This is a genomic window from Embleya sp. NPDC001921 (assembly GCF_053594475.1).
This window is the reverse complement of sequence record NZ_JBSFEO010000043.1, coordinates 1-15437: the sequence shown is the minus strand read 5'-3', so window position 1 is coordinate 15437 and position 15437 is coordinate 1. Positions and strand designations below refer to the sequence as shown.

The 15437-nt window shown below is 75.4% G+C and carries 2 protein-coding genes; both read left to right on the top strand.

The window, feature by feature from the left end:
* Nucleotides 1-147: 147 nt before the first annotated feature.
* The gene (locus ACWCPW_RS38045) at nucleotides 148-9774 is read left to right on the top strand and encodes a type I polyketide synthase (protein ID WP_449766159.1); all 9627 of its coding nucleotides are present in this window, start codon (nucleotides 148-150) and stop codon (nucleotides 9772-9774) included.
* An 84-nt stretch (nucleotides 9775-9858) separates the two neighbouring features.
* Nucleotides 9859-15437: type I polyketide synthase (locus ACWCPW_RS38040; RefSeq protein WP_449766158.1), on the top strand; the 5579-nt coding region annotated here is incomplete at its 3' end.

Sequence of the window (15437 nt, the reverse complement as noted above, 5' to 3'; positions counted from 1 at the left end):
GTCGGGGGTCGTTTCGCGCGTCCTGTGCACGAGTGCTCCCCTATGGGGTCGGTAGGGGATCGACAGGGGTTATTCGGGTGGGGTCCACCGGACGAATCTTGAGACCGTTCGGCGCAGTCGTCGCCGTTCGGGACCGGACCGTTCGGGATGAGGGGCGACCACTCCGCGATGATGAGCCGCGAGAACACCACCAGCAAGCGCGACCGGCACGGCAGCGCGATCGCCGTCATCGGGATGGCGTGCCGGCTGCCGGGCGCCGCCGACCCCGCCGCGTTCTGGCGACTCCTGCGGGAGGGCGTCGACGCGGTCGGGGAAGCCGGCGCCGAGCGCCGCCGCGGCGCCGACCTGCGTCCCGGCGGCTACCTGGAGCGGGTCGACACCTTCGACGCGGCGTTCTTCGGGATCTCGCCGCACGAGGCCGACGCGATGGACCCGCACCAGCGGCTGGTCCTCGAACTCGGGTGGGAGGCCGCCGAGGACGCCGGCCTCCCACCCGGATCCCTGGCCGGTACCCGGGCCGGCGTGTTCGTCGGCGCGATCGCGGCCGACTGGTCCACCGTGGTGCACCGGTACGGCACCGACGCGATCACCAGGCACACCTTCACCGGCGTCGCCCGCGGCCTGATCGCCAACCGGCTGTCCTGGGCCCTGGATCTGAACGGCCCGAGCCTGACCGTCGACACCGCGCAGTCCTCGTCCCTGGTCGCGATCCACCTGGCCTGCGAGAGCCTGCGCCGCGGCGAGTCGAGCGTCGCGTTCGCCGGCGGCGTGCACCTGAACCTCGCGCCCGAGAGCACCGTGGGCGCGGAACGCTTCGGCGGACTCTCGCCCGACCACCGCTCGTTCACCTTCGACGCGCGGGCCAACGGCTTCGTGCGCGGGGAGGGCGGCGCGGTGGTGCTGCTCAAGCCGCTGGAGCGGGCGCTGGCCGACGGCGACCCGATCCACGCGCTCATCCACGGCAGCGCGGTCGGCAGCGACGGCGACACCGACGGACTCACCGTGCCCGACGCCCGGGCGCAGGCGGACGTGCTGCGCCGGGCGGCCGACGCCGCGGGCGTGGCCCCCGAGCGGATCCAGTACGTCGAACTGCACGGCACCGGCACCCGGGTCGGCGACCCGATCGAGGCCGCCGCGCTGGGCTCGGCCTACGGCGCGGGCCGTACCGGCGCCGACCGGGTCGCGGTCGGCTCGGTGAAGACCAACATCGGCCACCTGGAGGGCGCGTCCGGGATCGTCGGACTGGTCAAGACCGTGCTGGGCATCCGGCACCGCACCCTGCCCGCGAGCCTGAACCACGCCACCGCCAACCCGGCGATCGACCTGGACGAGGCCGGCCTGCGGGTGCAGACCGCCCTCGGCCCCTGGCCGCACCCGGACCGGCCGCTGTTCGCCGGGGTCAGCTCGTTCGGGATGGGCGGGACGAACTGCCACGTGGTGCTGGGCGAGCCGCCCGCCACACCCGCCCGGGACCTGCCCGGAAACCGGGTGTTCGACCCGCCCGCGGTGCTGCCGTGGCCGCTGTCCGCCCGCGACCCCCAGGCGCTGCGCGACCAGGCCGGCCGGCTGCGCGCGGCGCTGACCGGGCACACCGTGCCGCAGGACGTCGCGATGACCCTCACGACGGGCCGCACCGCCTTCGAGCGGCGGGCCGTGCTGTTGGGCGCCGACCTTGCCGAACTCACCGACGCCACTGCCGCGTTGGCCGAGGATCTGCCGAGCGCGGGGGCCGTCACCGGCACCGCCCGCCCGCACACCTCGACCGTGTTCGTCTTCCCCGGCCAGGGTTCGCAGTGGGTCGGCATGGCCGCCGAACTGCTGCACACGTCACCGGTGTTCGCCGCACACCTGGACGCCTGCGCGGACGCGCTCGCGCCGCACGTGGACTGGTCGCCGCACGACGTGCTGCGGGACGTGCCGGGCGCCGCCTCGCTCGATCGGGTGGACGTCGTACAGCCCGTGCTGTTCGCCGTGATGGTCTCGCTGGCCCGACTGTGGGAGGCCTTCGGGGTCCGACCCGACGCGGTGATCGGTCACTCGCAGGGGGAGATCGCCGCCGCGCACATCGCCGGCGCGCTCACCCTGGCGGACGCGGCCCGCCTGGTGGCGCGGCGCAGCCGACTGCTGACCGGCCTGGCGCCCGGCGGCGGCATGGCCTCCATCCCGCGTTCGGCCGACGAGGTGCGAGCCGCGATCGGCGACCGGGCCGACCGGCTCGGCATCGCGGCGATCAACGGGCCCGCGTCCACCGTGGTCTCCGGCGACCGGGCCGCGCTCGACGCGCTGTCGGCCGAATACACCGAGGCCGGTGTGGACGTACGGGCGATCCCGGTCGACTACGCGTCGCACTCGCCGCACGTCGAGCCGCTGCGCGCCGACCTGGCCCGCGAACTCGACGGAATCCGACCGGTGTCGAGCCCGATCGTGTTCTACTCCACGGTCACCGGCGGCCCGCTGGACACCGCCGAACTGGACGCCGACTACTGGTACCGCAACCTGCGCGGCACGGTGCGCTTCCAGGACGCGGCCCGCGCCGCGCTCGCCGACGGCCGGCGCACCTTCGTCGAGGCCAGTCCGCATCCCGTACTGACCATGGGACTTCGCCAGATCCTGGACGCGGACGAGAGTGCCGGACCCGACGCGCTGACGGTGGGCACGCTGCGCCGGGGCGACGGCGGGCCGCGCCGGCTGCTGACCTCGCTGGCCCAGGCGTACGTGCACGGCGCCCCGGTGGACTGGACCGCGGCGCTGCCGGCCGCGGCCCGCCGCGCCGAACTGCCCACGTACGCCTTCCAACGCACCCCGCACTGGATCCCCGAACCCGACTCGGCCGCTCCCGACGCCGCGTCGCGAACGGCCGGACCCGCGCGAACGGCCGAGCTCGCGCAGCCGGCCGGGCCCGCGCGGCCCGCCGTACGCCCGGAGCGGGCAGCACACCCGGAGCGGGCAGCACACCCGGAGCAGGCGGCACACCCGGAACCGGCGGCACACCCGGAGCCGGCCCTTCCCGCCGGGCCCGACCCGCTGATCCTGGTCCGTGCCACCGCCGCCGTCGTGCTCGGACACGCCGGACCCGGCGCGGTCGAACCGGACCGCACCTTCAAGGACCTCGGCTTCGACTCGGTCGGCGCGCTGGAGTTCCGCGACCGGCTGGCCGCCGCGAGCGGGACCCGGCTGTCCGCGTCGCTGACCTTCGACCACCCGACCCCCCGGGCCGTCGCCCGTCACCTCGCGGATCGCACGGCCGGCACCGTGCCCGCCGGTGCCGCACGGTCCGGGGCCGCCCCGGCGCCGGTCGCGCACGAGGACGACCCGATCGTCGTCGTCGCGACCGGCGGCCGCTGGCCCGGCGGCGCGGACACCCCCGAGGCGTTGTGGGACCTGCTCGCGGGCGAGGCGGACGCGATCGGCCCGTTCCCGACCAACCGCGGCTGGGACCTGGACGCGCTCTACGACCCCGAACTCGCCCGACCCGGCACCTCCTCGGTGCGCGCGGGCGGATTCCTCCACGACGCCGACGCGTTCGACCCCGGCTTCTTCGGAATCAGCCCGCGCGAGGCGGCCGCGATGGACCCGCAGCAGCGGCTGCTCCTGGAGACCGCGTGGGAGGTGGTCGAGCGGGCCGGCATCGCGCCGACCGCGCTGCGCGGCACCCGGGCGGGCGTCTTCGTCGGCGCCATGCCGCAGGACTACGGCCCGCGGCTGCACGAGGCGCCCGAGGGCTACGGCGGCCACCTGCTCACCGGCAGCCTGAGCAGCGTCGCCTCCGGCCGGCTGGCCTACACCCTGGGCCTGGAGGGCCCCGCGCTGACCATCGACACCGCGTGCTCCTCCTCCCTGGTCGCGCTGCACCTGGCGACCCGCGCGCTGCGCGCCGGCGAATGCACGCTCGCGCTGGCCGGCGGCGTCACGGTGATGTCCACGCCCGGCATGTTCACCGAGTTCAGCCGGCAACACGGGCTCGCCCCCGACGGCCGCTGCAAGCCGTTCTCCGCCGCCGCCGACGGCACCGCGTGGGCCGAGGGCGTCGCCCTGGTGCTGCTGGAGCGGCTGTCCGACGCCCGCCGACTGGGCCACCCGGTGCTCGCCGTGGTGCGCGGCAGCGCGGTCAACCAGGACGGCGCCTCCAACGGCCTGACCGCGCCCAACGGACCCGCCCAGCAGCGGGTGATCCGCCAGGCGCTGGCCGACGCGGGCCTGGACCCGGCCGAGATCGACGCGGTCGAGGCGCACGGGACCGGCACCACGCTCGGCGACCCGATCGAGGCCGAGGCGCTGCTGGCCACCTACGGTGCCGACCGCCCGGCCGAGCGCCCGCTCCTGCTCGGTTCGGTCAAATCCAACCTGGGACACACCCAGGCCGCCGCCGGGGTGACCGGCGTGATCGCGCTGATCGAGGCGATGCGGCACGGCGAACTCCCACGCACCCTGCACCTGGACGCGCCGTCCCCGCACGTGGACTGGTCCCGAGGCGGCGTCGAGGTGCTCGCGGCGCGGACCGCCTGGCCGCGGACCGACCGCCCGCGCCGCGCGGCGGTGTCCTCGTTCGGGATCAGCGGCACCAACGCGCACGTCGTCCTGGAGCAGGCCCCGGAGACCGCGGCCTCGCCCGGTACCGACCAGGCCGGCCCGTGGTTGTTGTCCGCCGCGAGCGAGGACGCGCTGCGCGCCCAGGCGACCCGCCTGCGCACGCACGTCGCCGACCACCCGGACGTCGCGCCCGGCGACCTCGGCTTCGCGCTGGCCGACGGCCGAGGCACCTTCGCGCACCGCGCGGTGATCACCGGGACCGGCCGGGACGACCTGCTGCGCGGCCTGGACGCGCTGACCGACGGCGTCGAGGCGGCCGGTCTGATCCGGGGCGAGGCCGGAGCGACCGGTTCGCTCGCCGTCCTGTTCAGCGGACAGGGCAGCCAGCGGGTCGGCATGGGCCGAGAACTGTACGCGGCCGAACCGGTGTTCGCCCGGGCCCTGGACGAGGCACTGGAACACCTGGACGCGGTCCTGGAACGCCCCCTGCGCGCCCTGCTGTTCGCCGCGCCGGACAGCCCCGAGGCCGCGCTGCTGCACGCGACCGAGTACACCCAGCCCGCGCTGTTCGCGGTGGAGACCGCGCTGTATCGACTCGCCGAATCGCACGGGATCCGCGCCGACCACCTGATCGGCCACTCGATCGGCGAACTGACCGCCGCGCACATCGCCGGCGTGCTCACCCTGGCCGACGCCGCGACGCTGGTGGCGGCCCGGGGCCGGCTGATGGGCGAACTGCCCGCGACCGGCGCGATGATCGCGCTCCAGGGCACCGAGGAGGAGATCGCCGAACTGGTGGCCGGCCACGAGGCGCACGTGGGCGTCGCGGCCGTCAACAGCCCCGACTCCGTGGTGATCTCGGGTACGGCCGACATCGTCGACGCCCTGGCCGCGCGGTGGCGTGCGGGCGGTCGCAAGACCAAGCGGCTCCAGGTCAGCCACGCGTTCCACTCACCGCACATGGACGCCGTGCTCGACGAGTTCCGGCAGGTCGCGGCAGGGCTGCGCTTCTCTCCACCACGCATCCCGATCGTCTCCAACCTGACCGGCGAGGTGGCGAGCGCCGCCGAACTGGCCGACCCGCACTACTGGGTCCGGCACATCCGCGAGGCGGTCCGCTTCCGCGACGGCGTGCGCAGACTCGCCGAACTGGGCACCACCACCTACCTGGAACTGGGCCCCGACGCCGTGCTCACCGCGCTCACCCTCGCGAGCCTGGACGACCCCGCGCCGCTCGTGCTCGCCGCGCTGCGCGCCGACCGCCCCGAGGCGCTCACCTACACCCGGGCGCTGGCCCGACTGCACGTGGCCGGCCTCGGTGTCGACTGGGCCCCGGTCTGGGCCGGCCGCGCCGTGCGTCGCGTGGACCTGCCCACGTACGCCTTCCAGCGCCGCCGGTACTGGCTGGACGCGCCGCACGCCGGCGCCGACGTGACCTCGGCCGGGCTCGACCCCAGCGAACACCCCCTCCTCGGCGCGGGCTTCGAGCGCGCGGACGGCTCCGGCCTGGTCTGGACCGGCGTGCTCTCCACCCGGATCCGGCCGTGGCTCGCGGACCACGCGGTGCACGACACGGTCCTGCTGCCCGGCACCGCGTTCGTCGACCTCGCGCTGCACGCCGCCGCACGGGCCGGCGCCGGCGGGATCGGCGAACTCGTGCTGGCCGCACCGCTGGTGCTGCCCGAGGACGGCACCGTGCGGATCGAACTCGCGGTGGGCGCCGAGGAGACGGACGGCACCCGAGCGGTCACCGTGCACTCGCGCGCCGCCGACGCCGAGGACTGGACCCGGCACGCCGCCGGACGCTTGACCCCAGCCGAGACCGCCCTGCCCGCCCGGGTCGAGGGCGCGTGGCCGCCGCCGGGCGCGGTCGCCGTGGACGTCGAGGACTTGTACGAGCGGCTCGCCGACCTGGGCTACCACTACGGCCCGGTCTTTCGGGGCCTGACCGCCGCGTGGCAGCACGGCGAGGAACTGCTCGCCGAGGTCGTGCTGCCGGACCCGGCCGAGGAGTTCGGCCACCCGGTGCACCCCGCGCTGCTGGACGCCGCGCTGCACGCCGTCGTGGCGCTGCTGCCCGGCGCCGACCCGAACGCGCCCACCCGTCTGCCGTTCGCGTGGGCCGGGATCAGGGCGCACGCCGCCGGCGCCCGCGAACTGCGGGTGCGGATCACGCCGCTGGGCCCCGACGCGGTCGCGCTGACCGCCGGCGACGCCGACGGTACGCCCGTGGTCTCGATCGACCGGCTGACCCTGCGCGCGATCCCGGCCGACCGCTTCGCCGCCCGCCCGACCGCCACGTCGGACCCCTGGTACCACGTGCACTGGGTGCCGGTGCCGGGCGACACGGTCGCCGCCGAACAGGGCTCCTGGGTGCTGCTCGCGGACGGCGACGCGGACCCGCTCGGCTCGGGCATCCACCCCGCGCCGCCCGAGGTGCACCGCGACCTCGCCGGACTGCGCGCCGCGCTCGCCGCCGGAGCGAGCCCGCCCGCGCGGGTACTGGTGGCCTTCGACCCGCCGAGCCCCGCGCTGGGCACCGCGGTTGCCACCCACGCGGTCACCGAACGGGCGGTCACGCTGCTCCGTGAATGGCTGGGCGACCCGGGCTTCGCCGACGTCGAACTCGTCCTGGTCACCCGCGAGGCGGTGGCCACGCACGCCGGCGAGGACGTGCGCGACCTGAGCGCCTCCGGCCTGTGGGGCCTGATCCGGGCCGCGGCCGGCGAACACCCGGGCCGGCTGCGGATCCTGGACCTGGACGCGCACCCCGACTCGGCCGCCGCGCTGGCCTCGGCACTCGCCGGCGGGGAAGCCCAACTCGCGCTGCGCGGCGGCGCGATCCTGGCCCCGCGACTGGCCCCGATACGCCCCGACGACGCGCTGGAGCCGCCCGCCCTGGACACACCCTGGCGACTGGACGTCACCGAACCCGGCAGCATCGACAACATCGCGCTGCTGCCCGCGCCCGAGGCCGCCCAGCCGTTGGCGGCCGGCCAGGTGCGGATCGCGGTGCGCGCGGCCGGACTGAACTTCCGCGACGTGCTGATCGCGCTGGGCGGCTACCCCGGCGCCGCCCGGATCGGCGCCGAGGGCGCCGGCCGGGTCCTGGAGGTCGGTCCGGGAGTGAGCGGACTCGCGGTCGGCGACCGGGTGATGGGCCTGCTGCCGGGCATCCTGGGCTCGCACGCCGTGGTCGACCACCGACTGCTCACCCCGATCCCGGCCGGCTGGAGCTACGCGCGGGCCGCGACCGTCCCGGTGGCGTTCCTGACCGCGTACCACGGCCTGGTCGAACTGGCGGGCCTGCGCGCGGGCGAATCCGTCCTGGTGCACGCCGCAACCGGCGGGGTCGGCACCGCGGCCGTGCAGCTCGCCCGGCACCTGGGCGCCGACGTCCTGGGCACCGCGAGCCCGGCCAAGTGGCCCACGCTGCGCGCCCAGGGCCTGACCGCCGAGGGCATCGCGTCCTCGCGCACCCTCGACTTCGAGAGCCGGTTCCGCGCCGTCACCGGTGGGCGCGGCGTCGACGTCGTGCTCAACTCGCTCGCCCGTGAGTTCACCGACGCCTCACTGCGGCTGCTCGCGCCCGGCGGCCGGTTCGTCGAGATGGGCAAGACCGACCCGCGCGAACCCGGCGCGGTGGCCGCCGACCACCCGGGGGTCGACTACCGCGCGTTCGACCTGCTGACCCTGGAGCCCGAGCGGATCGGCCGGATGCTGCGCGTCCTGGCCCCGCTGTTCGCGGCCGGCACGCTCACCCCGCTGCCGGTCACCGCGTGGGACATCCGGCACGGCGTACGCGCGCTGCGGCACCTGAGCCAGGCCCGACACACCGGCAAGCTGGTCCTGACCATCGCGCCCGCACCCGCCGGCGTCGACCCGAACGGCACGGTCCTGATCACCGGCGGCACCGGCGCCCTGGGCGCCCTGGCCGCCCGCCGGCTGATCACCCGACACGGCGCCCGACACGTGCTCCTGGTCGGCCGCACCGGCCCGGCCGCGCCCGGAGCCGACGCACTGCGCGCCGAGCTGCGCGCGCTGGGTGCCGAGGTCGAGATCGCGGCGTGCGACGTGGCCGACCCGGGCGCGCTCGCCGAACTGCTGGCCGCGATCCCGGCCGCGCACCCGCTCACCGCCGTCGTGCACACCGCCGGCGTGGTCGCAGACGGCGCGCTCAGCACCACCGATCCCGAGCGCCTGCACGCCGTGCTGCGGCCCAAGGTGGACGCCGCGTGGCACCTGCACACGCTCACCGCCGACCTGGACCTGTCCGCGTTCGTGCTGTACTCCTCGGCCGTCGGCGTCCTGGGCAATCCCGGCCAGTCCGCCTACGCCGCCGCCAACACCTTCCTGGACGCGCTCGCCCACCACCGACACGGCCACGGCCTGCCCGCGACCTCGATCGGGTGGGGCCACTGGGCCGAGGCGGGCGGTCTGGCCGCGCACCTGACCGAGGTGGACCGCCGCCGGATGGCGGGCAGCGGCCTGGCCCCGATGAGCACCGAAACCGGCCTGGACCTGCTCGACCGCGCGCTGGACACACCGCTGCCGGCACCCGTGGCGGCCCGGATCGACACCGGCGCGCTGCGCCCCGACGCGGCGACCGCCCTCCTGGCCGGCCTGACCCGCGCGGCCGGCCCCGGTCGGGTGCCCGCACAACGCGGCGCCTCGTCCCGCACCGGTACGGGCCGCCGGACCGGCGCCGGGATCCGGGAGCGGCTCGCGGGCCGCCCGACCGACGAACAGCGTCGCGAACTGCTCCTGTTCGTCCGGCTCACCGCCGCGGCCATTCTCGATCACGACGGGCCGGCCGCGATCAAGCCCGAACGCGGATTCCTGGAGGCCGAGTTCGACTCGCTCGGCGCGATCGAGCTGCGCAACCGGATCAACGCGGGCACCGGACTGGATCTGCCGTCGACGCTGATCTTCGACCATCCGACCCCGATCGCACTGGCCGAACACCTGCGGGAGCGGCTGTTCGTCGCCGCCCCGCACCCGGGCACCGGTTCGCTGCTCGCCGAACTCGACCGCTGGCAGGTCTCGTTGACCGGACTGCTGGCCGACGGCGGAGCCCCGGACGAGGACTTCCGGACCGGGGCGGTGGCGCGCCTGTACGCACTGCTGGGCCGGCTCGGCGCCGAGGTACCCGGGGATCCGACGGCGGCACTGATCGAACAACTCGGCGCGGCCGGCGACGACGAGCTCTTCGACTTCATCGACAACGAGCTCGGCATCTCCTGACCCGGCCCACCACGCCCCCGCGGGGCTCCCACGACTGGCACCACCACCACGGCGAAGCCGCCGCACGGAAAAGGCAGATACCCCATGGCGAACGAAGAGAAGCTGCGCGACTACCTCACCCGAGTGACCGCCGACCTGCACCAGGCCCGGCGCCGGCTGCGGGAGAACGAGGAAGCCCGGAACGAACCGATCGCCGTGGTCGGCATCGGCTGCCGGCTGCCGGGCGGCGTGCACTCGGCGGACGACCTGTGGCGGCTGGTGGCCGAGGGCCGGGACGCGGTCGGCGGCTTCCCGACCGACCGGGGTTGGGACCTGGACGGCCTGTACGACCCGGACCCGGACGCGGTCGGCAGGACGTACACCCGACAGGGCGGATTCCTGCACGACGCGGCCGAGTTCGACGCGGCCTTCTTCGGCCTTTCGCCGCGCGAGGCGCTCGCCGCCGATCCCCAGCAGCGGCTGCTCCTGGAGACCGCGTGGGAGGCCCTGGAGGACGCCGGGATCGATCCGACGGCGATCCGCGGCTCGTCCACCGGGGTCTTCGCCGGCGTGATCGCGCAGGAGTACACGCCGCGGCTGTACAAGACCACCCCCGACCGGGTGGACGGCTACGTGCTCACCGGCAGCACCACGAGCGTGGCGTCCGGTCGGATCTCCTACACCTTCGGGTTCGAGGGGCCTGCGGTGACGGTGGACACCGCGTGCTCGTCGTCGTTGGTGGCGCTGCATCTGGCGGCGCAGTCGTTGCGCTCGGGCGAGTGCGATCTCGCGCTCGCGGGCGGCGCCACGGTGATGGCCTCGCCCGGGATGTTCGTCGAGTTCGCCCGCCAGCGCGGCCTGTCCGCGGACGGCCGGTGCAAGGCGTTCGCCGGCGCCGCCGACGGCACCGGCTGGGCGGAGGGTGTCGGCCTGCTGGTCCTGGAGCGGCTCTCAGACGCACGCGCGGCCGGGCACCGGGTGCTCGCCGTGATCCGGGGCAGCGCGGTCAACCAGGACGGCACCAGCAGCCAGCTCACCGCGCCCAACGGCCCCTCGCAACAGCGGGTGATCCGCCGGGCGCTGGCCAACGCGGGTCTGACCCCGGCCGAGGTGGACGTGGTCGAGGCACACGGCACCGGCACCCGGCTCGGCGACCCGATCGAGGCGCAGGCGCTGCTGGGCACGTACGGCCGGGACCGGGCGCCGGAACGGCCGCTGTGGCTGGGTTCGTTGAAGTCCAACATCGGCCACGCGCAGGCCGCGGCGGGCGTGGCCGGCGTGATCAAGATGGTCCAGGCGCTGCGGCACGGCGTACTGCCCAAAACGCTGCACGTGGACGAACCCACCACGCATGTGGACTGGTCCTCGGGCGGGGTACGGCTCCTGACCGAGGCCCGGCCGTGGCCGCAGACCGAGGCGCCGCGCCGGGCGGCGGTGTCCGCGTTCGGGGTGAGCGGCACCAACGCGCACGTGATCCTGGAACTCCCGGACGAGGACCGCGAGTCGCAGCCCGCTGCGCCGCCGCCGCCCGCACCGTCGATCCCCTGGGTGCTCTCCGCCAAGTCGCCGCGGGCACTTCGAGCCCAGGCCGCTCGACTGGGCGACCGACTCGACGCGGCCCCCGGGCCCGACGCCGCCGAGGTGGGCTTCTCGCTCGCCTCCTCGCGCTCGGTCTTCGGCGAGCGGGCGGTCGTGGTGGGCGCGGATCGGGCCGCTTTGACCAGCGGGCTGGGCGCGTTGGCACGTGGCGAATCGGCGCCGGGCGTGGTCACCGGCACGGCGGACGCGGCCGGGAGGACCGTGTTCGTCTTTCCCGGCCAGGGTTCGCAGTGGGCCGGGATGGCCGCCGACCTGTACGCCCAGTCGCCGGTGTTCGCGGCACGGTTCGACGAGTGCGCGAAGGCGTTGGAGCCGTTCGTGGACTGGTCGCCGGTCGAGGTGTTGACCGGTGTCGAGGGTGCGCCGTCGTTGGATCGGGTGGATGTGGTCCAGCCGGTGTTGTGGGCGGTGTTGGTGTCGCTGGCCGAGGTGTGGCGCGTGTATGGGGTCGTCCCGGACGCGGTCGTCGGCCACTCGCAGGGGGAGATCGCGGCGGCCGTGGTGGCCGGCGGGTTGTCGCTTCAGGACGGGGCCACGGTGGTCGCGTTGCGGAGTCGGGCGATCGTGGCGTTGTCGGGGCGCGGTGGGATGGCTTCGGTGGCGTTGGCCGAGTCGGATGTCCGCGTGCGGATCGCTGCGTGGGACGGGCGGATCTCGGTCGCGGCCGTCAATGGTCCGGGTCAGGTGGTGGTCTCGGGGGAGCCGGACGCGCTGGCGGAGTTGGTTGAGGCGGTGACGGCCGAGGGTGGTCGGGCGCGGGTGATTCCGGTGGACTACGCGTCGCACTCCGCGCAGGTGGAGGAGATCCGCGCGCGCATCGTCGCCGACCTGGCCGGGATCGCGCCGACCTCGGGCACGGTTCCGCTGTGGTCGACGGTGACCGGTGCCTGGATCGACACCGCCGAACTGGACGGCGCGTACTGGGCGACCAACCTGCGCGAGACCGTGCGCTTCGCGGAGGCGGTGCGCGCGCTCGCGGACGCGGATCACGGCGTGTTCGTCGAGGTGAGCCCGCATCCCGTGCTGACCGCCGCGATCCAGGACAGCCTGGAGGAGATCGGCGCGGCCGACACCGTCGTGGTCGGCACGCTGCGCCGCGGGCAGGGCGACCTGGTCCGGCTGCACACCTCGCTGGCCGAGGCGTTCGTGCGCGGGGTGCCGGTCGCGTGGGATGTCGCGTTCGAGGCGGGGGCGATCGAGCGGGTGTCCCTGCCGACCTACGCCTTCCAGCGCGAGAGGTTCTGGCTGGACACCGGCGAGTACACGCCGCCCGCCGCGGCGGCGGTCGACTCGGCCTTCTGGGACCTCGTCGAGGGCGGCGACCGCGCGGGCCTGTCCGCCGCGCTGGGCGACGTGGACGGCGAACTGGCCGAGCCGCTCGGCGCGGTGTTGCCGGCCCTGTCCTCGTGGTGGGACCGGCGCCGATCCGACGCCGCGACGGATGCCTGGCGGCATCGCGTCGTCTGGCGCCCGGTGGCGGCCGCGGCGGGCGCCGACCGGCTCACCGGCACCTGGCTGCTGGTACTTCCGGAGCACTCGGCATCCGGCCCGGTGGCCCGGTGGTTCGATACCGCCCTGGCCTCCTCCGGGGCCCGGGTGGAGCCCGTCGTGGTGGGTCGGGAACGGGCGGACCGCGCCGCGCTGCGCGCGCTGCTCGCGGAGGTCGCCGGCGCCGCCGGGGAGCCGGTGACCGGGATCGTGTCGCTGCTCGCCCTGGCCGAAGGGTCGGTCACCGCGTTCCCGGCGGTGCCGTGGGGCGCGGCGGCGACGCTTGCGCTGGTCCAGGGCCTGGGCGACGCGGGCGTGCACGCTCCGGTGTGGGCGGTCACCGGCGGCGCGGTCTCGGTCGACGCGGACGACCCGGTCCGGGAGCCCGAACAGGCGCAGGTGTGGGGCTTCGGTGGCATCGCCGCGGCCGAACTCCCGGATCTGTGGGGCGGTTTGATCGACATACCGGTCGAGCTGCCGGCGGACGCGGCGGCCACAAGGCTGAGCGCCGTGTTGTCCGGCGCGGCGGGTGAGAGCGAGATCGCGATCCGCGGCGCGGCGACGTGGGCCCGCAGGTTGGTCCGGGCGCCGCACGCGGCCGGCTCCTCGGCCGGGTCCTGGCAGCCGTCCGGGACCGTGCTGGTCACCGGCGGCACCGGGGCGCTGGGCGGGCACGTGGCCCGCTGGGTCGCGGCGCGCGGGGCCGAACACGTGCTGCTGGTGAGCAGGTCGGGGGCCGAGTCCGCGCAGGCACCGGCCCTCGCGGCGGACCTGGAGGCGTTCGGCGCCCGGGTGTCCTTCGCGGCCTGCGACGTCGGCGACCGGACCGCGCTGGCGGACGTACTCGCCGGCGTCCCCGAACAATTCCCGCTCACCGCCGTCGTGCACGCGGCGGCGGTGCTCGACGACGCGGTGATCGCCGACCTGACCCTCGATCAACTCGACCGCGTGTTGCGGGTCAAGGTCGACGGGGCCCGTCACCTGGACGAACTCACCCGCGACCTGGACCTGTCCGCGTTCGTGGTGTTCTCCTCGCTCGCGGGCATCTGCGGCGTGCCCGGCCAGGGCAACTACGCGCCCGGCAACGCCCACCTCGACGCACTGGCCGCACGGCGCCGGGCCGCCGGACTGCCCGCGACGGCGATCTCGTGGGGCCACTGGGCCGGTGGCGGGATCGCCGCGCCCGAGGTCGAAGCGCGGTTGGCCCGACAGGGGTTGCGGATGCTCGACCCGGAAGCGGCGATCCGGGTGCTGGGCCAAGTGCTCGACGCGGACGAGTCCCATCTGACGGTGTGCGACATCGACTGGGACGTGTTGTTCCGGGATCGGCGTGCGCCGCTGGTCACCGAACTGCTCGGCGCGAAGGGCTCGGATCCCGCCGCGCCCGCGCTCGCTCTCTCCGGCACGGACGGCGACACCTTCGCGACCCGGTTGACCGGGCTGGGCTCGGCCGACCAACTGCGCTTCCTGGTCGAGGCGGTGCGTACCCAGGCGGCGGTGGTCCAGGGCCACCGCGGCGCCGCCGCCGTCGATCCCGGGAAGCCGTTCCGGGACCAGGGGTTCGACTCGCTGACGGCGGTGGAACTGCGCAATCGGCTGGCCGCCGAGACCGGTCTGCGGTTGCCCGCGACGCTGGTCTTCGACTACCCCACGCCCAACGCGCTCGCCGAATTCCTGCGCGCTGGGATCTTCGGCGACGTCGGCGACACCGACAACGACACCGACACCGACACGACCATGGCCGCCACCACCGCGGCTCGCGCGGACGCCGACGACGCGATCGTGATCGTCGGGATGGCCTGCCGCCTCCCCGGCGGGGTGAGTTCCCCCGCCGACCTGTGGCGGCTCGTGGAGGCCGGTACGGACGCCGTCGGCGAGTTCCCCACCGACCGGGGATGGGACGTCGAGGGCCTGTACGACCCGGATCCGGACCGGGTGGGCACCTCGTACACCCGTGCGGGTGCCTTCCTGCCCGACGCGACCGGGTTCGACAGCGCCTTCTTCGGCATCTCGCCGCGCGAGGCGCTGGCGATGGACCCGCAGCAGCGGCTGCTCCTGGAGACCGCGTGGGAGGCGTTCGAGCGGGCCGGGATCAACCCGGACACGTTGACCGGGAGCCGGACCGGCGTGTTCGCCGGCATGGCCGGTCACGACTACGGGCGCGGCCTGACCGAGGCGCCCGAGGGTCTGGAGGGCTACCTCGGCACCGGGAGCGCGGGCAGTGTCGCGTCCGGTCGGATCTCCTACTCGTTCGGCTTCGAGGGTCCGGCGGTCACGGTGGACACCGCGTGCTCGTCGTCGCTGGTGGCGATGCACCTGGCCGCCCAGTCGCTGCGTACCGGCGAGAGCGACCTGGCGCTCGCCGGCGGGGTCGCCGTGATGGCCACGCCGGGCATGTTCGTCGAGTTCTCCCGGCAGCGCGGCCTGTCCGTGGACGGGCGCTGCAAGGCGTTCGCCGGTGCCGCCGACGGTACGGGCTGGGCCGAGGGCGTCGGCCTCGTCCTGCTCGAAAGGTTGTCGGACGCGCGGCGCAACGGGCATCGGGTGCTCGCGGTGGTGCGGGGCAGTGCGGTCAACCAGGACGGTGCGTCCAATGG

Excerpts from the sequence above, each read along its gene's own strand:
- ACWCPW_RS38045 (WP_449766159.1), top strand. The coding sequence starts at position 148 with ATGAGGGGCGACCACTCCGCGATGATGAGCCGCGAGAACACCACCAGC.